The 20,832-nt window shown below is 55.5% G+C and carries 17 protein-coding genes, 1 tRNA gene and 1 pseudogene; 15 read left to right on the plus strand and 4 right to left on the minus strand.

Annotated elements, in window-relative coordinates; all coding sequences use genetic code 11:
• The first annotated feature begins 153 nt into the window (after nucleotides 1–153).
• The 8 genes from HY788_13085 (at nucleotide 154) to HY788_13120 (ending at nucleotide 9,180) form a co-directional block, all read left to right on the plus strand.
• The gene (locus HY788_13085) at nucleotides 154–1,434 is read left to right on the plus strand and encodes an ABC transporter substrate-binding protein (protein MBI4775088.1); all 1,281 of its coding nucleotides are present in this window, start codon (nucleotides 154–156) and stop codon (nucleotides 1,432–1,434) included.
• A 70-nt stretch (nucleotides 1,435–1,504) separates the two neighbouring features.
• Nucleotides 1,505–2,377, plus strand: a complete 873-nt coding sequence (locus HY788_13090) for a branched-chain amino acid ABC transporter permease (GenBank protein MBI4775089.1) — start codon at nucleotides 1,505–1,507, stop codon at nucleotides 2,375–2,377.
• A 7-nt stretch (nucleotides 2,378–2,384) separates the two neighbouring features.
• Complete coding sequence (locus tag HY788_13095; protein ID MBI4775090.1) at nucleotides 2,385–3,383, plus strand: branched-chain amino acid ABC transporter permease; 999 nt, start codon at nucleotides 2,385–2,387, stop codon at nucleotides 3,381–3,383.
• Nucleotides 3,368–4,144 carry an ABC transporter ATP-binding protein gene (locus HY788_13100; protein ID MBI4775091.1) on the plus strand — a complete coding sequence of 259 codons (777 nt, stop codon included), beginning with the start codon at nucleotides 3,368–3,370 and terminating at the stop codon, nucleotides 4,142–4,144. Before HY788_13095 ends, HY788_13100 begins: the two co-directional genes overlap by 16 nt.
• Before the next feature lie 4 nt (nucleotides 4,145–4,148).
• A complete protein-coding gene (locus tag HY788_13105) occupies nucleotides 4,149–4,895 on the plus strand; it encodes an ATP-binding cassette domain-containing protein (GenBank protein MBI4775092.1) in 747 nt (248 codons plus the stop codon).
• Nucleotides 4,896–4,908: 13 nt separating this feature from the next.
• Nucleotides 4,909–6,543 carry an AMP-binding protein gene (locus HY788_13110; protein ID MBI4775093.1) on the plus strand — a complete coding sequence of 545 codons (1,635 nt, stop codon included), beginning with the start codon at nucleotides 4,909–4,911 and terminating at the stop codon, nucleotides 6,541–6,543.
• A 14-nt stretch (nucleotides 6,544–6,557) separates the two neighbouring features.
• On the plus strand, nucleotides 6,558–7,151 hold the full coding sequence (locus HY788_13115; GenBank protein ID MBI4775094.1) for a DNA-3-methyladenine glycosylase I: 594 nt from the start codon (nucleotides 6,558–6,560) through the stop codon (nucleotides 7,149–7,151).
• A gap of 274 nt (nucleotides 7,152–7,425) precedes the next feature.
• Nucleotides 7,426–9,180, plus strand: coding sequence for a hypothetical protein (locus HY788_13120; GenBank protein ID MBI4775095.1), 1,755 nt, complete (start codon nucleotides 7,426–7,428; stop codon nucleotides 9,178–9,180).
• A 310-nt stretch (nucleotides 9,181–9,490) separates the two neighbouring features.
• On the opposite strand, the gene HY788_13125 is transcribed toward HY788_13120, so the two are convergent.
• Both HY788_13125 and HY788_13130 read right to left on the minus strand, forming a co-directional pair.
• The gene (locus tag HY788_13125) at nucleotides 9,491–11,422 is read right to left on the minus strand and encodes an amidohydrolase (protein MBI4775096.1); all 1,932 of its coding nucleotides are present in this window, start codon (nucleotides 11,420–11,422) and stop codon (nucleotides 9,491–9,493) included.
• A gap of 171 nt (nucleotides 11,423–11,593) precedes the next feature.
• The gene (locus HY788_13130) at nucleotides 11,594–12,226 is read right to left on the minus strand and encodes a hydrolase (protein ID MBI4775097.1); all 633 of its coding nucleotides are present in this window, start codon (nucleotides 12,224–12,226) and stop codon (nucleotides 11,594–11,596) included.
• A gap of 570 nt (nucleotides 12,227–12,796) precedes the next feature.
• On the opposite strand from HY788_13130, the pseudogene HY788_13135 reads away from it, so the two are divergent.
• From HY788_13135 to HY788_13165, 7 genes and pseudogenes are all read left to right on the plus strand, one after another.
• A pseudogene (locus HY788_13135) lies at nucleotides 12,797–13,215 on the plus strand (YjbQ family protein).
• A 348-nt stretch (nucleotides 13,216–13,563) separates the two neighbouring features.
• Complete coding sequence (locus HY788_13140; protein ID MBI4775098.1) at nucleotides 13,564–14,934, plus strand: MATE family efflux transporter; 1,371 nt, start codon at nucleotides 13,564–13,566, stop codon at nucleotides 14,932–14,934.
• 98 nt (nucleotides 14,935–15,032) lie between these two features.
• The gene (locus HY788_13145; GenBank protein ID MBI4775099.1) at nucleotides 15,033–16,205 is read left to right on the plus strand and encodes an aminotransferase class I/II-fold pyridoxal phosphate-dependent enzyme; all 1,173 of its coding nucleotides are present in this window, start codon (nucleotides 15,033–15,035) and stop codon (nucleotides 16,203–16,205) included.
• Entirely contained in the window at nucleotides 16,202–17,545 is a 1,344-nt protein-coding gene (locus HY788_13150; GenBank protein ID MBI4775100.1) for a homoserine dehydrogenase, read from the plus strand. The genes HY788_13145 and HY788_13150 overlap by 4 nt, the downstream gene beginning before the upstream one ends.
• A gap of 63 nt (nucleotides 17,546–17,608) precedes the next feature.
• Nucleotides 17,609–18,802, plus strand: coding sequence for a cofactor-independent phosphoglycerate mutase (locus HY788_13155; protein ID MBI4775101.1), 1,194 nt, complete (start codon nucleotides 17,609–17,611; stop codon nucleotides 18,800–18,802).
• Nucleotides 18,803–18,855: 53 nt separating this feature from the next.
• On the plus strand, nucleotides 18,856–19,215 hold the full coding sequence (locus tag HY788_13160; protein ID MBI4775102.1) for an acyl-CoA thioesterase: 360 nt from the start codon (nucleotides 18,856–18,858) through the stop codon (nucleotides 19,213–19,215).
• A gap of 114 nt (nucleotides 19,216–19,329) precedes the next feature.
• A tRNA-Met gene (locus tag HY788_13165) sits at nucleotides 19,330–19,406 on the plus strand.
• Between the two features lie 552 nt (nucleotides 19,407–19,958).
• Here HY788_13165 and HY788_13170 read toward each other — a convergent pair.
• Together HY788_13170 and HY788_13175 are read right to left on the minus strand one after the other, a co-directional pair.
• Nucleotides 19,959–20,378, minus strand: a complete 420-nt coding sequence (locus tag HY788_13170) for a hypothetical protein (GenBank protein MBI4775103.1) — start codon at nucleotides 20,376–20,378, stop codon at nucleotides 19,959–19,961.
• Nucleotides 20,378–20,755, minus strand: a complete 378-nt coding sequence (locus tag HY788_13175) for a hypothetical protein (protein MBI4775104.1) — start codon at nucleotides 20,753–20,755, stop codon at nucleotides 20,378–20,380. Before HY788_13175 ends, HY788_13170 begins: the two co-directional genes overlap by 1 nt.
• Between the last annotated feature and the right edge of the window lie 77 nt (nucleotides 20,756–20,832).

Raw genomic sequence — 20,832 nt, forward strand, 5'->3', positions numbered from 1 at the left:
ATGATAGAAACGGGTTCCCACAGCTTCTCAATTTTCCGAACGACTAATCATCACCCTCCTAAAAAACGCCAGTGGGAAGTTGGTGAGCAGCTCAACGGTTGTCGCAGCTTCCTTCTTTAACGATTGAACCTTTTAGCTTCGGGAGGCAATGACATGAAGGCACGTGCGCTTGGCTACCTAGTGGCGATCCTCGTGGGAGTTTTGGTTGTTTGTCCAACCGGAAAACTGTACGCCGCCGAAAGTATCGTCATCGGCGTGCCGACCTCCCTCACGTTTCTAGAGGGCGAAGAGAGTCTAAACTGCGTCCGACTGGCCGTGGATGAAATCAACGCGCAGGGCGGCGTACAAGTCGGCGACAAGAAAATGCCGCTGGAAATAGAATCCATTGACATACGCGACGCGGCTCCGGGGGTTCCCGTGCCCGAGGCGTTGTTGGGAATCGAAAAAATCATTCTCGAGAAGAAAGTCAATGCCCTCGTGGTGGGGCCGTTTCGATCCGAAGCCCTTCTGGCGGCCATGGACATCATCGCCAAATACAAAGTGCCCATGTTGGGCACCATCGCCGTGGCGCCCACTTCAGAAGCCAAGCTCATGGAAAACCCCGAAAAATACAAATATATTTTCCGCACTTGTCTGAACGGCAAGTATCTGGTGGGGTATCTCATCGGCGGCATGAAGTTCCTGAACCAGGAGTTCGGTTTCAACAAGGTGTTTGTCATGAACCAGGACGTGGCTTGGGCTCGAGGTGTGGCGAAGGCCATGATCGACAACTTTTTCCAGAAGACCGGATGGACCGTGCTGGGTCAGGAGATCTATCCCACCGGGTCTTCCGATTTCTCGGCCGGTCTCATGAAGGTAAGAGCAACAGGAGCCCAGGTCATTTTGAACATTTTCGACATGCCGCAAAGCGGCATCCTGGTAAAACAGTGGAAAAGCATGAAGGTTCCCGCCATCATAGCCGGCTTCAATTCCCCGCTGGCCGGTCCGGGCGCCTGGAAGACCTTCGACGGACAAATCGGCGGCGCGTTGAACTCCATCTTCGAGATCGGCAACATCCCGACCGAAAAATACGCCCCGGCTAAGGATTTCTACTACGCGTACGAGAAGAAGTACGGCAAGCCCATCGAGGCCGGTCATGGTCCCGCTCCCTCCTACGAGTCCGTATACCTCCTGGCGGAGGCTATAACGAGGGCGGGGTCCCTGGACCCGGACAAGATCGTGGAGGCGCTCAAGGCGACGGACAGACAGGGTGTCATGGGCAGGATCAAATTCAGCGAGTCCAATCAGGTCCTTTATGGAGCCGATCCGCAAGCCGAGGCCTTGGGCTGTGTCTATCAATGGACCGAGGACGGAAAGCGAGTTATCGTATATCCCCCGTCCCTTGAAGAGGGAAAAATCGTACTACCCTCCTTCGTAACGCCGGCTAAACAGTAAACCGTTCGATCGGTCACCCCGTCTCCTCCCGATCCAGGGAGGATTCGGGGCTGCTACAGGGGCTTGATTCTTGCTCGTCGGAACTCTCGTCTACGGCTTTATAAACAGCGTCATTCTGGCCCTGATTGCCCTGGGTTTTAACCTCACCTTCGGTATCAGCGGCGTCGCCAACTTTTCTTACGGCGCCTTGTACGTGCTCGCCGGATACCTGGTTTGGATTTTCATCAACCTGGTCTCCCTTCCCTACCTGGTGAGTGTTGCGTTATCGATCCTTGCCACAGCGTTGGTCGGAGCCCTGACGTACAGGTTCGTACTCCTACGGCTCCGAGGCATGGTCGTGTCCGAGGTGATCGCCACCTTCGCCATCGGACTGACCATACTCGAAACGTTCCGATACCTGGGGTTTATCGGCTTTCAGTACACGCTCCCGGTTTTTTCATCAGAGAGCATCGAGTTCCTAGGCGTGTACGTGGATTATCAGCGGCTCGGCATTGTGGGCATCGGCCTGCTTCTGGCCGCTTTTCTTTATGTGTTCACTCATCATACGAAAACCGGGCTGGCTTTTCGAGGGATTGCCCAGGAGGAGCAGACCGCTCTGTCCCTCGGCATCCACTCCGACTGGGTGGCCACGTTGAGCGTGGCCTTTGGAGCGGGTCTATCGGCCGTAGCGGCCGTGACCATCCTCCCGCTGGGAACCATCTCGGTGGAGGGCGGCTACGACGTTCTGGTAAACGCCCTTGCCGTATGCATCGTAGGAGGACTCGGAAGCACCGTTGGAGTGGTGGTGGCAAGCTTCCTCATCGGGTACGCTCAGATGTTCACCTCCACCTATCTTGGGGCGAGTTGGGTAATGATTGTCAGTCTTGTGGCGATTCTCATCATCCTGGTGGCCAAGCCTTCCGGACTGTTCGGCAAGCAAAAAGAACTGGAAGAAAGGATCTGAGGCAGGCATGGGACTGCGCAAGGAACGGATAGATCGGGGCATCAAGGCGCGCAGCGAGGATATCTTCGCCGTGACTTCCTACAGGGAGATGCTCTACCTGATCGCCCCCCGCGCCGTGCCCATTCTTGCAGCCATCGTCTTGTCCCTGATTGCCCCCCCTTACTGGCAGAGAGTGCTCATCTCCGCATCCGTTTTCGGCATCCTGGCTTTGAGTTGGGATTTCCTGCAACGCTGCGGCATGGTGTCCCTGGGGCAGGCCCTCTTTTTCGGAGCGGGCGCGTACGTGTCCGGATACCTGAATCATTCCCTCGGATGGAGTCCGGTCATTACGGTCCCCCTCGGCGCCGTCCTCGGCGGGGCGTTCTGTACGTTGCTGCTGGTCCCGGTACTCAGGCTTCGGGGCATCTATTTCTCCATGGTGACCCTGGTGTTGCCCCTGATGTTCGAACGCATCATCGAGGCCACCAAGATTCTGGGAGGCACGGAAGGCATCAGCGGCCTGGATCCGTTTCCCAATTCTTGGGTTGAACTGTATCTTCCGCTGATCGCCGTGTGGGTTGCCCTGTTCGGACTGCGCCGCCTGATGGGTTCCGATTACGGGCTCGTGCTCTCGGGCATCAATGACAACGACCGGTCCGTCATCAGTTCCGGCATAAACATTTATGTGTTGAAAGCCCAGGCTCTCTTCATCGGAGCCTCCATGAGCGCGTTCGCCGGGGGAATCATGACCCACATCTATATGTTTGTGGGCATGCCGGTGTTTGCCCTGGACTATTCGATCCTCCCCATTGCGTCCGCCGTGGTGGGCGGCATGGGCACTTTTGCCGGGCCGATGCTAGGTTCTTTTATCCTTGTGCCCCTGTCCGAACTGCTTCGGGGCATAGGAGGACTTCGCATCATCGTCTACTCCCTGTCTTTAGTGGTGTTTATTGTGGCGCTGCCTGAAGGCATATTCCATTACCTCCAGAGGAAGTACTCCCAATTCGAACGATGGAAAGAGCTTTAGCCGAAAAAGACCATACCCTTCTATCGGTATCCGGACTCACCAAAAGATTCGGTGGGGTCACAGCCATCGATTCGGTGAGTTTCGACCTCCAGGAAGGCCGCCTTCTCGGGATCATCGGTCCCAACGGCTCCGGGAAAACGACCCTGGTGAATCTGATCACCGGATTCGTGAAACCGGATTCGGGCCGGGTCGTATTCCAAGGCGCGGATATTACGCGAATGTCGCCCAGCAAGAGGGCCCATGCCGGCATTGTCCGTACCTTCCAGATGGTGCGGCCCTTTTATCAGTTGCCCGCCTTCAAGAATCTCGTCGTACCCCTCTACTCCCCTAGGGTGAAACGACTGGCCGGCGGAAAATATGGAGACCGGGACGCCGTTGCCAAGGACATCCTGGAGGAAGTCGGATTCGAGCGGGATTCCGACGTTATCAACAAAGCCGCCAAAGTGCTGCCCCACGGCTATTTGAAACGCCTCGAACTGGGCAAGTGCCTGGCTATGCGGGCGGATCTCGTCATTCTCGATGAACTGTTTTCCGGGCTTAGCATGGCGGAAGTGGCTTCCATCCTTCCGATCATCGAGAAACTTCGGGTCGATGGGAAAACCATCGTCATGATCGAACACCGCCTGCGCGAGCTGTTCCGCATCGCCGATAAGGTGATGGTGCTTAATTTCGGCCGAAAAATAGCGGAGGGACCGCCGCAGACGGTTATGGACAGCGAAGCCGTCAAGAAAGCCTACCTGGGTACGGAAACGGAGGGGTAAGTCCGTGCTGAAGATTCGGAACCTCATGGTTTTTTATGAAAACGCCCTCGCGATCAACGAATTCAGCATGGACGTAGATCAAGGTGAAATCGTGGGCGTGATCGGTTCCAACAGCGCGGGGAAAACGACGCTGATGAACACCATCTCCGGCCTGATCATCGATATGAAAATCAAGGAACAGCGAAAGGGGGGCGAACGAATCACCCTGGTAGGAACGGTGTCTTTCAAAGGGGAAGACGTCACTCCAATGCCTCCTCACGAACGGGTGAAAAAGGGAATCGTGCTGTGCCGGGAACGTCATCCCATTTTCCGGGAAAGCGATGTGCACGAGAACTTGAAAATCGCCGGCTACCTCTGCAGCCGAAAGGAACGAGACCGCAACATCGATTCCGTTTTTGAACTGTTTCCCATTCTGGGTCCATTGAGACGCCGCAAGGCGGGGTTCATGAGCGGGGGCGAGCAGCAGATGCTGGCCATCGGAATGGCTCTCGTGGTCCGGCCTTCCCTGCTCCTGCTCGACGAACCGCTGCTGGGCCTGAGTCCTGCCATGCAAAACTCGCTGGTGGAATCCATAAAAAAAGTCAACGAGGCCTCAGGAGCTACCATTCTCATCACCGAGCAGTTCGCCCGACCCATATTGCCCATGATCGATCGGGGCTACGTTATTGAAAACGGTATGCTCACGCTGAAAGGGACGGGAAAGGAACTGATGGACAATCCCGAAGTAAAATCAGCGTACTTTGGAGTGTAAGTAAAGGTATTTCATGACAGCGCCGGAAAATCCGACCATCCTCGACGCATTTGAACAGTCCGTCCGGACGAACGCCCGGAAAACCGCCCTCATCTATCTCGGCGCCACATACACGTACGAGCGGCTGGGTCATTACGTCCGGAGATTTGCCGGCGGACTGCAGGACCTTGGAGTGCGCCAAGGTCATAAGGTGATCCTGTACGCGCCCAATTCCATCCAGTGGGTAGTGGCCTGGCTCGGCATCTTGAGGGCAGGAGCCGTTGCCGTTCCCATCACCCCCATTTACACGCCGTACGATCTCGACTACATCGCCAATGACACCGGCGCCTTCGCCATTGTGTGCACGGATCGGAACTTCGGATACGTGAAACAGATCAAGCCTGACTCGAACATCGAGCAGATCGTGATCACCCGAGTGGTGGACTTGCTCCCGTGGTACAAGAAGGCCGTGGGATGGCTGTTTGACAGGGCGCCTTCCGGAAACGTCGTTTCCGGTCGGGACACCCACTCGTTTCTGAACATCGTCAAGAAAGGCGGATCCGGCGCATCGCTTCCGGACGTGAAGCCGGAAGACACGGCCGAAATTCTGTACACCGGCGGCACCACGAAATACCCCAAGGGAGTGCCGATCACCCACGACGCGTTCATGCAGGCATCTCTCGAACAACTGGCCGTTTGTGAGGGACTGTTCAAAAAAGAAGACAACGTTATCATGTGCGCCGCCCCCCTCTTTCATATACTGGGCCAGGCATGCGGCCTGGGAACGCTACTCGTGGGCGGAACGCTCATCGTGGCTCCGAAGGTCAACATAGACGGCATCCTCGACGCCATACAACGTTCCGGCGCCAAAACGTTCATCGGAGTACCCGCGCTGTACCGCATGATCCTCGAGCATGATCGCTTGGACCAGTATGATCTGACCTCCCTCGAATACTGCTTCAGCGCAGGAGACGTGCTTCCCGCCGAAGTGGGAAAACGATGGCGGTCCACCCTCGACCGGCAGGTCTATCAGGGCTACGGGGCCACCGAAACCGTCGGAGGCGTGGCCATGTGCCCGACCGGAGTCGAAAACCCCTCGGGAGCCATGGGCCTGCCCCTTCCAAGCAAGAAAATCCTCATCGTGGATGCTGTGAGCCTCGATCGCGTGACTCCGGGCGACCCTGGGGAACTTCTGGTATCCTCGGACAAGATGGTGAGTTCCTACTGGAATAAGCCCGAGGAAACCCAATCGTCCTTCGTCCGTATCGGCGAACGCAATTGGTACCGTACGGGTGACATCGTCCGGCAGGATGAAAACGGATATCTGTACTTCGTGGATCGCACGGTGGACACCATCAAGCACAAAGGATATCGGGTAAGCGCCAGCGAAATCGAAGCGGTGCTCCAGGAGCATCCGGCCGTGATCAGCTCGTGTGTGGTGGGCATACCGGACGAAAAGCTCGGCGAACGCATAAAAGCGTTTGTGGTTTTGAAAAAAGACATAAAAGGAATAACGGGTTACGACCTTATGAAATGGACCCGGCAACGACTACCTTCCTACAAAGTACCTCAATACATCGAGTTCAGGGACATGCTTCCCAAGTCCAAAGTAGGAAAACTGCTCCGGCGCGAGATCCGCAGCGAAGAACAGAAGCGCCTGACCGTGTAAATACGGAGGGACACATGATCAGACGATGCGCCTGGGCCGACACGGATCCGCTGTATATCGAATACCACGACAAGGAATGGGGGACGCCCCGGCACGAGGATCGAAAGCTCTTCGAAATGCTTATACTGGAAGGCGCCCAGGCAGGATTGAGTTGGTTGACGATTTTAAGGAAACGGGAAAACTATCGCAATGCGTTCGACCACTGGATCGTGGAAGATATTGCCCGATACGACACAGAGAAAATCGAATCGCTTCTTGCCAATCCGGGAATCATCCGAAACCGGAGAAAAATAACGTCGGCGATTCGGAACGCCCGGGCCTTTCTCGAGGTTCAGGAGAGCTTTGGAAGTTTCGACCGGTACATCTGGCAATTCGTTCAGGGAACCCCCATCCAGAACGCCTGGGACCGCCCGGATCAGATCCCCGCAAGCACCGACGAATCCTCGGCTATGAGCCGGGACCTCAAAAAACGAGGATTTACCTTCGTAGGCCCCACCATCTGTTATGCGTTCATGCAGGCCGTGGGCATGGTGAACGATCATGTGACGGACTGTTTCCGGTACCGCCGGTTGAGAGAACAGGCCGGATCTCCCCAAGAAAAGACTTGAGGGAGTTTAGCGGATACACTATGCTATTAGATAGAGAACAACAACCCGCCCTGTATACGGATTTGCGTACGACAGTGGGATTCTTCCGCGGAACGGACCGAGTGGACAGGCTACTCCATGAAACAAGAGTGCGGGAGGGACGGAAGGCGCATTTCGCACCCGAAGACGCATTGAACGGCCAGCCCGTTCAGAGACATTCCGCGACCGGCCTTCCTTGGAGAGCGTTCGATTTTTGATCTACACCCAACCATTACGACAAGAAGGAGTCAAGGCTATGAGGCGAAAAGCGTTTCTGGTTTTCTCGACCATTTCCATAGTCTTTCTGTTTTGCACGGCTGGTCTGGCGGCAGAGGTGGACGGTATCTGGTTCACCGAGGATGCCGGCCAATCGCTGGCCGGCTATATCCAGACATACACCACACACTCGATTTTAGTGATTCTCACCCCGCAGGGCGATGATTTTCACGTATTTCTGGATCCGGATCACCGCGACGGAGTGGATATCGCAGGACTCGACAACGCAAACAAACATCTCCAGTTGACGTTCAGCGGCGATTCGTCCGCAACGGGAACCTTGACCCTGCCGGGCCAACCCCAGCGATCGCTGATCCTGAGCCGATCTTTCACTTCTCCGGATACTGGACACGTAGGCGACGGCATTTATCAGTCTCCCGCTACCATGAGCAGCACGTTCCGGCCCACGGCCGACGCCGTCAGCTGTTACTTGCAGTTCTACACCGCCAAATCCATGATCGCCATCTTCACCAAGGATCTGGCGACGTATTATGTGTTTCTGGATAACGACTACACGGACGGGGTTCAAGTCACCGACTACATTCACGGCGCCAGCAACCTCACCATGACGTTCAACCAGGACGGCACCGTAGGCGCCACCATAGAGTCGGGTCAGAACGGTTCAGAGGCCTGGACCTTGACAAAGAGCTTCACCGCACCGGACGTCACGAACGGTATCAGCGATTGCGACGTGGGACCCGAGGAGGCTCAGGATATATCGGCTACTCTCAGTACACTGTACAGCGTGGGCGGGGAAACACCGGCAAGCGCTCTTCTGGACGCTCTGAGCACCCTTGTGCAGGGAATTCTGGGCGGCGCCGGTACGTGTCCCACGGTGACCTTCGATCCGCCCCTTAACCTGCTTAATATTCCCTCGAGCATGACCATCACGCTCGACTTCGTAACCGGCTGCACTTTGGGGGACCTGACGGTTTCCGGTTCAGCGGTCATACAACTCGACAATCTCGATATCGATTTAGGCAGTCTGACCGACATTGGCGTCAAGGGAGACTTTGCCCTAACGATCAATAATCTGGATATCGGCGCCGCCGAAGGGGCGGTCAATGGCACGGCGACAGGCAACGTGGACATAACCGTTGCGGGAGACATTACGGGAACGCAAGTTCAACTCTCCGGACAGGTAAACCTCCTTTCTTCCAGCATACAGCAGGGAGCAACCCAGTTGCTTGCCGGAGGGGGGTCGCTGGTCTTTGATCTGGACGCCACTTCCATGGATAATATCCCCTTTACGGCCACCTTCACGTCCAACGGACTGACGGTTATGGGCAACGCCATCAACGGCTCGGCTTCGGCAACCGGTACGGCGGCCGCCAGTAATAACCAGTTGCAGAAAATAGCCGCTGATCTGACCTTCACCAACTTCGGCTCCGCCGAGGTTTCCCTGAACGGAACCGCGTCGATTGACGCCGAATTGTCTGACGCCCAGAGCACGGCCAACGTGACGACCGACATGACCATCACAGGCACAACCGGATCCCACCTTACCCAGGCGGAACTCACGTTTGTGGTGCTCAACGACATCCTGACGGTGAATACTTCGTCCCAGACCACGAGCACCTTCGGCAACACCAGTCTGACGATCACGGATATGACGGTGGACCTGGCGCAGAACTGCAACTATCCTACGGGGGGCCAGATCGTCTTTACGTGCGCGAGTCAGGCAACCACAACCATTACGTACCAGGGATGCGATACGCCGCCTGTGGTTCAGTGAACGCCCGTGGAATGAACCTGTTGTCGCAATAAGATAACGGAATCCTATGGAACAGCCCGGGGAAGCTTCTGGTAAAAGAACTTCCCCGGACTTTTTCGAAGGCTCGTGAGCGACGCGTGTCGGCTCTTATTTTCCTCTCGGCCGGGACGACCATCGGCGCCTTCCGAGGGGACGAGGTGGAGCGGGAAACGTGAGTCCCATCGTCGCACCCCGCCACAGCGGATCTTAGAGGCGGTTCGCTGCGGTGCGTTTGTTCAGCAGCGCCGTATCGAGCGTGTGCTCCATCTCTCTGACCACTTCCAACCCATACTCACAATACGAAGCAATCACAGCCCATTCTCCATAATTCTCCGGATGAACCGAGCACGAGTGGATAGCCATGACCCTCGTGTGGGTGAGCGCAAGAACAAGATGAAACGCTCGATGAAAGAGGAGCGGCAGAGCGGTGATACCCGCCATACTCGTTAACCGGGGACCAATCAGGGCTTACAGAAAGAAGCGGCGGAGCCAAGCGGCCAAAATCACCCGTCGCGTAGACGATTTTGCCATCGACGATGGTTAAAACGGATTCAATGCGCTTTATTCGTTCTTCCTCCACCGAGAAGTAGTCGTCAGAGAGAATCGCCAGGTCGGCGAACTTTCCCGGCGCGATCATCCCTTTCTTCCCTTCCTCGCCTGAGAACCAGCTACTGCCTGCGGTCCAGAGCCTCAGCGCCTCCGTTCGGCTGAGACGATTTAGTTCGGGATAGAGCGGCGTTCCGCCGACCGTCCTGCCTGCAACAAGCCAATAGAGGCTTACCCACGGGTTGTAACTGGCAACGCGGGTGGCGTCGGTACCGCCGCCGACAGGCACTCCCATTTCGAGCATCCTCTTAACGGGGGGCGTATGCTCGGCGGCTTGTGCGCCGTAACGCCCGATAAAATATTCTCCCTGAAACGCCATACGGTGCTGAATGGCGATGCCGCCGCCCAATGCGCGCACGCGCTCGATGTTCTGGGAGGTAATCGTTTCTGCGTGGTCGATGAACCAGCGCATACCGTTGAAAGGAACTTCCTTGTTGACCTCTTCGAAGATCCGCAGAAAGCGTGAAATGGATTCGTTGTACGTTGCGTGGATGCGGAAGGGCCACCGATTTTCAGCGAGCAACCCGACCACGGCTTTCAATTCGTTTTCCATGACAGGGGAGAGGTCGGGGCGAGGCTCAAGGAAGTTCTCGAAGTCCGCCGCGGACCAGACGAGGTTTTCGCCGCCCCCGTTCATGCGCAGGAAATCGTTCCCCCTTCCAGGGCCCGTCATTTTGATCCATCGGGCAAAGTCTTGCAGCTCGTTCGAGGGCTTCTGTGCAAAGAGGTTATAAGCAAACCGCAGGGTGAGGTGGCCGCTCTTTGCGAGATCTTCGATCACCCTGTAATCCTCTGGGTAATTCTGTCCCCCTCCGCCTGCATCGATAACACTCGTCACGCCGAGCCGGTTTAACTCGCGCATAAACTGACGGCTCGAGTTGAGCTGGTCTTCATAGGAAAGTCGCGGCGCTTTTGCGATCGTCGAATAGAGAATAAACGCGTTGGGCTCGGCAATCAGCATGCCCGTGGGGATACCCTTCCCGTCACGCTCGATGAGGCCGCCCGGAGGATTCGGCGTATCTTTAGTAAAACCGAGGGCTCGGAGAGCCGCTTGATTGAGTAGTGCACGGGCATAAAGCAGCAGCACAAATACGGGAGTGTCAGGCGCAGCGGTATTGATCTCTTGGAGCGTAGGCATCCGCTGTTCGGCGAACTGGAATTCCGACCACCCACCGATAACGCGCACCCACTGAGGAGGTGGGGTGCGTTTCGCCTGCTCTCGGAGCATCCGCAACGCATCGGCGAGGGAAGGAACGCCATCCCACCTCAGCTCCAAATTGTAGTTCAGACCCCCACGGATGACATGGGTATGTGAGTCATTAAGGCCGGGGATGACGGTCCCCCGGCCGGCATCGATCACCTCTGTTCCGATTCCCCTGTGCGCCATCGCCTCGTCATCGGAACCCACAGCCAGAAAGAGGCCGTCTTTTATTGCTATCGCAGATGCTGATGGGTTTCTTGGGTCCATCGTCGCGACGCGTGCATTCGTAATCACCCGGTCGGCAACGTTGTTCTTCTCCAACCTTGCATGAGCGATCATGCCTCCACCACTCAACGAATAGGCCGTTGTCACCGCCGCCAGCTTCAGAAAATCTCTCCTTGTGCAGTTGCCATCCATGCTCTGGAGCCACCTCCTTCCATTCAAGGCATTCACAACCAAACTAGAAACCGAACCATCTAAGCAGACTGGAGAATGACGTTCGTTCTCTCTTGGCGGAGGCGCAACCTGAGACAAACGCCTCGGCCGCTTACAAATGCCTTCCGGACGCATTGGCTTCCGGCGATGCTCCTACTTCTTCTCTCCCTTGAGGGCTGCTTGCGCTTTTCCGAAGCTCTCCATCACGGCCCGGTAGTTCGGAGCATAGGCGGCATACAGTTCGGCAAAATCCGCAGCGTCAGGCCGATTCCAAGTGCGTTGCAGTTCACAAAACACCACGTTTGTACTGACCGGGATAACCCCGGCCTGGGTCAGACGCGCCAGCGTTGTTCTGGATGCCATCTCACTCGGGTCGCCGGAAGCATCCATCACCGCGTAAACCTCATAGCCATCCGCCTTCGCCTGAAGAGCCGGGAAGGCAACGCAAACGCTGGTCCACACGCCGGCAATGATCAGTGTTTTCCTGCCGGTGTTGCGTACGGTTTTTATGAAATCTTCGTTGTCCCAGGCGCTGATTTCGCCTTTGCGCGGCACGTAGATCGCATCGGGTGCGTATTGCCGGATCTCCTCCATTAAGGGACCATTCGGCCCATCCGGTACGGATGCGGTCGTGATAACAGGGACCTTCATGAGCTTGGCCGCTTTCATCAGGATTACGGTGTTGGTTCGCAATTCCGCCACGCTGATGTCCTTGACGGTCTGAAACAGGCCGGTCTGGTGATCGAGCAAGAGCAGCACGGTATCCGCGGGGTCGAGCAGGGGCATACTCACCTCCGTTTTCGCCGCCCCGGACGGCTTCTCCTGCGCACCCGCGCGGTCGCCTCCAGATTGGATCGCGAGCACGCCTGCCGCAAGCAAGGTTATAGCCAGGAACATCACAACCATTCTTGATGACTGAAGTGATTTCATAGATCTCTCCCCTGTGCTCTTCTCGGTTTAATCAATTCCCTCTACTTGCTGCTCAGAGATGGAAACTTGCGTGTTTCCATCACAGCGAGGGTTTCCATCGACCACAACCGGGGTCCCCCGCTCCAAACACCGCTATTCTGATCGAGTCCAAGCGAATCCTGCGGATCCCACGGCAGCCGTTGAACCCGGGCGCTCAAGGATACTCTGAGGCTATCAGCAGCTCTTGAATGGGCGAATCGGGTGAATATTGTATTCTTGCCGGTCCACACCGTATTCTACAGTATTCCATGCTGGGGATTCGCTTGATCTCATATATGCGGCAATGAACGCAACCAGAGGAGTCGCACCCGCTTGAGAATCAAGGGTCACATCTGCTACACTTGGTTCTTATCGGGACCGTTTTCCCAAGTGCAAAGGAGAATGCAGATGAAAAGCTATCGCAAGGAATTCTGGTTGAATGTCCCCACTCGAACAGCCTTTGTTCATATTACGCCGCAAGTTGAAGAGTGTCTCGAGGAGTCGGGAATCCAGGAGGGGTTGTGCCTGGTAAACGCCATGCACATCACTGCTTCCGTGTTCATCAACGACAACGAATCCGGCCTTCACGATGACTTCGAACATTGGCTGGAAAAGCTGGCCCCACATGAACCGGTCAGGCAGTACAAGCACAACCAGACCGGAGAGGAAAACGGCGGCGCTCACCTCAAGCGCTCGATCATGGGCCGCGAAGTGGTCGTTGCCGTCACCGGGGAAGACTGGATTTCGGAACATGGGAACGCATTTTCTACGGGGAATTCGACGGAGGCCGAAAGAAATGGGTCCTTGTCAAGATCATTGGCGAATGAGCAAGGGGGGCAGTAGGAAGACCGGAAAAAGCAAATGACGTCATGAGGTTTCTTAGTCATAGGGGCGTATGGCCATACGCCCCTACCCTCCTTCCTGCTGCAACCGGAACGAATCTTTTTTTCATCTTTTCTTCATCTCCCGCTGTCTTATATTCCGAGCTTGTCGAGAGCATAGAAGAACTGAATTAAAGGCATGCTATATGTCAATTCGGAATTAGTATAACCCGCGAAAGGATACGCTCCCGGAGCACCTTCCGGTCAGACCGGATGTTGACCTCGATGTAGGCATGTTCCCGCCGTCGGAGTCCGCTTCCGATTTCCAACCAAACTCGAGCCAACGGATTAGCGATGTTGAAACGCTGGGATTCGCCCAACGGGTACAGAGATGTGTTTGCCATCAGCCTGCCTATGGTGGCCAGCATGGGCTCCCTGACGCTTATGCATTTCACGGATCGGGTGTTCCTCGCCAACTACTCGGTGGACACCATCGCGGCTTCCATGCCGGCGGGCATCGCCTCCTTCGCGCTCGTCTCTTTTTTTCTAGGGGTCGCCGGCTATACCAATACGTTCGTCGCTCAGTACACGGGCTCGGGCGCCTACAACCGGTTGGGAGCGGCGCTTTGGCAGGCCGTCTATTTCTCGCTGGCTTCCGGCGTTTTGCTTGGGATTGCGGCCGCTCTAGCCGGCCCGCTGTTTGATCTGGTTGGACATCCTCCCGAGGTCAGGAAGCTGGAAATCGTTTATTTTCAGATCCTTACTTTGGGTTCCATCTTCCTGTTGTTGGAATGGACCCTCGCCTGCTTCTACTCGGGGCGCGGACTCACGCGCACGGTCATGGCCGTGAACGCCGTGGGCGCGGCCCTCAATATTCCATTGGACTATGCGCTGATCAACGGTGTCTGGGGATTTCCGGAAATGGGTATTGCCGGAGCGGGCATCGCCACCGTAGCGGGCCAGGCTTTGATGTTCCTTTTGTACGTGCGTCTGATTTTTACACAAAAACACGACGCCGCCTTCGGCGTTTGGCGAAACCGCTCGTTCGACGGAAAGCTGTTTTTGCGATTGATGAAATTCGGAATCCCCAAAGGGATCCAGTTCTTTATGGACGTATTCGCATTCACGTTCTTTGTGTTCATGATCGGTCGCCTCGGCACCGTGGAACTGGCGGCCACCAATATTGTTTTCGCCATCAATACGCTGGCCTTCATGCCCATGATCGGCTTTTCCATCGGCGTCAGTACACTTGTGGGACAGGCCATCGGCGCCCGTAAGCCCGAGGCGGGTGAAGAAGCCGCCACGAGCACGATCCATATCACGACGGCGTACATGGCGTTTGTCGCCCTGTTGTTTCTGCTTATTCCGGAAACACTGCTGCGCCCCTTTGTGAGCGGAGGCCGGGATCAGGCCGAAATGTCGACCTTGGTCCGCCTGGGCGTGGCGCTCTTGCGGTTTGTGGCCTTGTATTGCGTGCTGGACGCCATGAATCTGGTGTACGCCGGCGCGCTGCAGGGGGCCGGAGACACCCGCTTCGTCATGGAGGCCTCGGCGGTATTGTCCCTGGGGGTCATGATCATCCCGGTGTTCATCTGCATACGCTTTCTCGATGCCGGCCTCTATGCGGCCTGGGCGTTCGCTACGGCTTATGCATTCGCCCTGGCCCTGATATTCTGGTGGCGCTACAGACAAGGCCAATGGAAACAGATGAGGGTCATCGAATGACAGGCCTCAAGAAAGTTCCCCCCGATGATTTTTTTTGACGGACGCCGGCGAATTGTATAAAATACGTGATTCATCTCAAGCTTTGGAAGGAACGCGTCATGGAAGAATTCAGGCGAATGAAACGCCTCCCACCGTATGTATTTGCTACGGTCAACCAACTCAAAATGCAGATGAGGCGGGCAGGCGAAGATATTATAGACCTTGGTATGGGGAACCCGGACATTCCCACTCCGGAGCACATTGTGGCAAAGCTCATCGAAGCCTCCCAGAAAGGAGCCAACCACCGGTATTCCGCATCGAGAGGTATTACCGGTCTGCGAAAGGCCATCTGCAACTGGTACAAGCGCAAGTACGACGTGGACCTGGATCCCGAAACCGAGGCGATTGCCACCATCGGGGCCAAGGAAGGCCTGTCGCACCTCGTTCTGGCCATTATCACCCCGGGTGATGTGGTCTTCGCTCCCAATCCCACGTATCCGATCCACCCGTACTCGGTGATCATTGCCGGAGGCGATCTGCGGAGCATCCCCATCGGGGGAGGACGGGACTTTTTCGACGATCTGCTCACAGCCACCAAAACCACCTGGCCGGCTCCAAAAATGCTGATCATCTCGTTTCCGCACAATCCGACCACGGAAATCGTTGACCTGACTTTCTTTGAACGGATCGTGGAGTTCGCCAGGGAACACAACATTCTGGTGATCCATGACTTCGCGTACGCGGATCTCGTGTTCGACGGATACAAGGCTCCGAGTTTCCTACAGGTTCCGGGGGCCAAGGATCTGGGCGTGGAGCTGTTTTCCATGTCCAAAAGCTACAGCATGCCCGGCTGGCGAATGGGATTCGCCGTGGGCAATGTGGAGATGATCAAGGCCCTGACTCGACTGAAAAGCTATCTGGATTACGGCGTTTTCCAGCCCATTCAGATCGCTTCCGTCATCGGCTTGGACGGACCGGACGACTGCGTCAAGGAGATTGTCGACATTTATCGGGAGCGCAGAGACGCTTTGGTCGGCGGTCTCAACCGCATTGGATGGGAAGTGGAATCGCCCAAAGCCACCATGTTTGTCTGGGCGAAGATTCCGGACGAGTTCCTGCATATGGGCTCGGTGGAATTTTCCCTGATGCTGATGCGGGAAGCCAAAGTGGCCGTATCTCCCGGCCGCGGATTCGGCGAATATGGTGACGATCACGTGCGTTTCGCACTGGTCGAAAACGTGCAGCGAACCAATCAGGCCATTCGGGGATTGCGTAAGGTATTCAGCAAATGAACAACACCCGCCGTGACATCAACGTTGGTCTTATCGGGCTGGGGACCGTGGGCGCCGGCGTAGCTCGCATTCTGCTCGAGCAAGGCGATCGGATACGAAATCGGCTGGGCGTGAACCTGAACCTCAAGGCCATAGCGGATTTGGACGTCAGCCGTGACCGGGGACTGAACCTTCCCCCCGGCCTATTATCCGGGGATGTATCGAGGATTCTGGACGATCCGGAAATTGACGTGGTCGTAGAACTCATCGGCGGCAAAGACGCAGCCAAGCGTTTTATATTGAAAGCCCTCGAGAACGGAAAACACGTGGTCACGGCCAACAAAGCCCTTCTGGCGGAAGACGGAAAACCCCTGTTCGAGGCGTCGACCCGGTACGGCAAGGACCTCCTGTTCGAAGCCAGCGTGGCCGGAGGCATTCCCATCATCCGAACTCTGAAGGAAGGCCTGGCCGCCAACCGGATCCTCCAGATTCAGGGCATCCTCAACGGTACGTGCAACTACATCCTGACCAAGATGACCGAAGAGGGCAGCGACTTCGAAACCGTTCTGGCGGAAGCTCAGAACCTGGGTTACGCGGAAGCGGATCCCACCTTCGACGTGGACGGACATGACACTGCGCACAAAGTAGCCATACTGACGGCGTTGTCCTTCGGCGTGGACGTGGATTTCAGCCGGTTATACGTGGAAGGCATCCGCCACATCACGCCACTGGACATTCAGCTTGCCGGGGAATTCGGATACCGCGTTAAATTACTGGGTATGTGCCGGTGTGATGGGGGCGATATCGAGGCGCGGGTTCATCCCACCATGATTCCCGAAAAGCACATGCTGGCCACTGTGAATCTGGCCTACAACGCGCTGCTCGTGGTGGGGGACGCCGTAGGAAATATCATGTTGTACGGCGCGGGGGCAGGCGAGATGCCCACGGCCAGCGCCGTGGTGGCGGACATCATCGAACTGGCCCGAAACATCCCCCATAATGTCAGCGGCCGGGTTCCGAGCCTGGCTTTCGAGCAGAGTTATCTGAAAGAGCGGCCGATTAAACCCATGGACGACGTAGAAAGCCGGTACTATTTCCGTTTTTCCGCCCTGGACCGCCCCGGTGTGCTGTCCAAGATTTCAGGCATCCTCGGAAACCGTCTGATCAGCATAGCGTCCGTGATTCAGAAGGCCCGGCGTTACAGGGGCGCGGTCCCTATTGTCATGCTGACCCACCGGGCCCTCGAGCGAAACGTTCAAGCCGCGTTGGCTGAAATCGATCGGCTCGAGGAGGTCCGGAACAAGACCATGATGATCCGCGTTGAAGATGAAGACGAAACCGTGGAGCCGGAACCACAATGATCATTGACAGGGGTAAACCGCTCCACAGGGGCTCCCCAAATCATCTTTGAATGGATTCCAAGCATGAGCCGGCATAAAACCGTTATTCTGGTGGGCGACGGCATGGGAGACTATCCCTTGGAGGAGCTTTCCGGCCGTACCCCGCTGCAGGCGGCGCACACGCCGAATATGGACGCCATCGCCCGCCGTGGCCGCCTCGGACTGGTGCGCACCATTCCCCAGGGCATGGAAGCGGGCAGCGATGTGGCCAATCTGAGCATTATGGGGTACGACCCTAGGAAATACCACACCGGACGGGCTCCCCTGGAAGCCGCCAGCATGGGCATCGAGTTGGCGCCGGACGAAGTGGCGTTTCGTTGCAATCTGGTCACCCTCGATTTCCGGCAAGGCGCCGTCTATATGGAGGACTATTCCGCCGGCCATATCGAATCCGCGTCAGCCCGCCCGTTGATCGAAGCACTGGATAAAGAACTGGGAAACGGCGAGTTGGCTTTCTATCCCGGTGTCAGCTACAGGCATCTGATGGTGTGGAAAGGCGGCCCTGAAAACGCCCCGAGTTTTCCTCCCCACGACCTCCTCGGTCAGGAGGTGAGTACACTGCTGACCGACGAAAGGATGCCGGTCCTGAACGAGCTCATCCGGCGATCCTGGGGGATCATCGAATCGACCCCCCGCACGGGAAACGGCCTCAAGGCCAACTCGATCTGGCTTTGGGGATCCGGCAAGGCGCCCAACATGCCGGGCCTTTTCGAACGCTTCGGCATCAGAGGCGGGGTGATTTCGGCCGTGGATCTATTGAAAGGCATCGGAGTATATGCGGGCATGGAGAGCATCGAGGTGCCGGGGGCCACGGGGTACCTCGACACCAATTACGAGGGAAAGGCTCAATATGCGCTGGATCGTTTAAAGGACCTGGATCTGGTGTATCTGCACGTCGAGGCCCCGGACGAGGCGGCCCATTCCGGCTCCATCGAGAACAAGATCCGCGCCATAGAAGACTTTGACCGGCGGGTTGTGGGCCCTGTGATCAAGGGTCTACGGCAATTCGGGCGCTACAGGGTCCTCTTGATCACGGATCACAATACGCCCATTTCCGTGCGGACCCACACGAGCGAGCCGGTACCCTTCGCCGTGCTGGACAGCTCGGATTTGCTCGAGGAAAACCCGGACAGATCCTTTGACGAGACGGCCGCCGCACGCACGGGAGACGTTGTGGAAGCCGCCCACGAACTGATGGGACAGGTGGCGCGGCCGTGACCACACAGCGCCACCGCACGCAGGTCCGCGTCCTTTACGGGGACGTGGACGCCATGAAATTCGCTTATTACGGCCAGTACATGCGCTGGTTCGAAATCGGTCGGGCCGAATACATGCGCGCCCGGGGTCTGTCCTACGCCGAAGTGGAACGTCGAGGCACCTTTCTGCCGGTGCATGAAGCCTACTGCAAATACCGCAGACCCATCCGTTACGACGATCTCATTTCCATCGAAGCGTGGCCGGACAACCTCCGCAAAGTGAGCGCCCAGTTCAACTACCGGCTGTTGGATGCAAAAGAACGGGTCCTGGCCACGGGTTATACCGTGCACGTATGTATGGACCGCGACGGACGGATGGTGCGCATGCCGGACTTTCTTGCCGAAGCCCTGTCCGCCGGCGCGTCTGAACTTTAGCCCTCCGCCGAACTAAACTTCCCTGAACCGGGAACGGTCTCTTTTATAAATGATAAGACGTCAGGAATGCTCTTGACAGGAAGGCTCGGAATAAGTATTAATAAGAAATTGTGCCGCGGGGTGGAGCAGTCAGGTAGCTCGTCGGGCTCATAACCCGAAGGTCGGAGGTTCAAATCCTCCCCCCGCTACCAAAAAGTTCAGGGACTGAGGAGAAATCGGAGGTCCTTTTTTATTGCCCTGTGTATTGCTCCCCTCAGTATTCCCCTCATAGGCGTTCTTATTGAGACTCTACTCTATAACGCCAGCGTACCGGAAACAGGTTCCTGGCCGGGAAGTGACGGAAACCTTCTGGCAAGCAGCGATTCAGTACATAGAAGACGGATCGGTCTTGGAGCCGCTTGAATTCGGTGATTTTGCATTATGGCTTACATGTGGATGTGTTGGAGGTAAAGAAAAGGTTCCCTTGGATAGTAAATAACCGATGGCTGCGTTGTCTATGCCGAGCACCCATTGGTTTGCAAACACTGGATAGTCACTTGCTAACTTTCCTGTAAGTTCGCTCAATTTTTATTATAACATTTTTTTTTGCGTTACCAATATACATTCTGTGATTACCAGTCCGAAATTCCTTGGAGGTTTTGAAGTCAATAGGATTTCGGCATAGTATTAATACGTTTTCGGCTTGAAAACACTTGCCCTCATCGGGAAATGTCGTTTCATTGCATCCTATTTGTTTAGAAATACTACTCAATTTCCCCTTCCTCTCTCAATTCTTCGCATATCCTGGAAACTAAAACATACTCGATATTAAGTTCAAACATAATATCTGAAGGAACAATATCTTCGTTTGGATGTTTATTAAAAAACTGTCGAATTTCGTTCTTTGCCTCTTCATAAGGCATCTCACGTAATTGCATCTCTCTTGTAGTTTCAGTATTCTCATATAGCTGATAAATACATCTCTTAGAATTGTCATCAAATGTGTTTTCTACGTAACTAGCTATTTGAGCAGCATAATTTTTCCACGATCTTACTGCCAATCTTGCAGTTGTTTGGTCCATTCCACCTATAGGGCTATCATAGGAACGCTCAGGATAAAGTAGTTCATTTAGGAAGGGATACATATCGTAATTCTTCGCTGAGTAGAGGTTACTCGCCATCATTAGATCCTCTCTTGACTAGAAGCTTGCTGCAAAATCGTCTTTAAATTTTCGGCTTCTTCTATTTTCTGCTGAAGCCAAACATTCAATTCTCTCGCTGATTCTACAGACATAACTACACCTGTGGATATGAATCGCACCATAGTGGCATTTAGATTTTTAGGGTCAGTTCTGATTACTTTTCCCAGTCTTCCAGATGAGTCGAGGTCATGTGTTATCTCATTCGCCAAATCCCGGCGCTCGTGGAAAAAATTTAATTCAATTTCGCCCCTCGGCGAGGTGCCTCCATAAACCCCATTCACGTAAACCGGCTTGTAGTCATTTTGGTAAACGTACTTGAAGGTGATTTCCGATTTTTGCTTCGGCTTTTCAGTGGCCATTTCAGCGCCTCCCATTTCCTGATCCGTTGAAATCCTTGTATATCTTAGGTACACATTACACCATCCTTCGTCAATTT

It is taken from the genome of Deltaproteobacteria bacterium, assembly GCA_016208165.1.
GTDB lineage: Bacteria > Desulfobacterota > Desulfarculia > JACQYL01 > JACQYL01 > JACQYL01.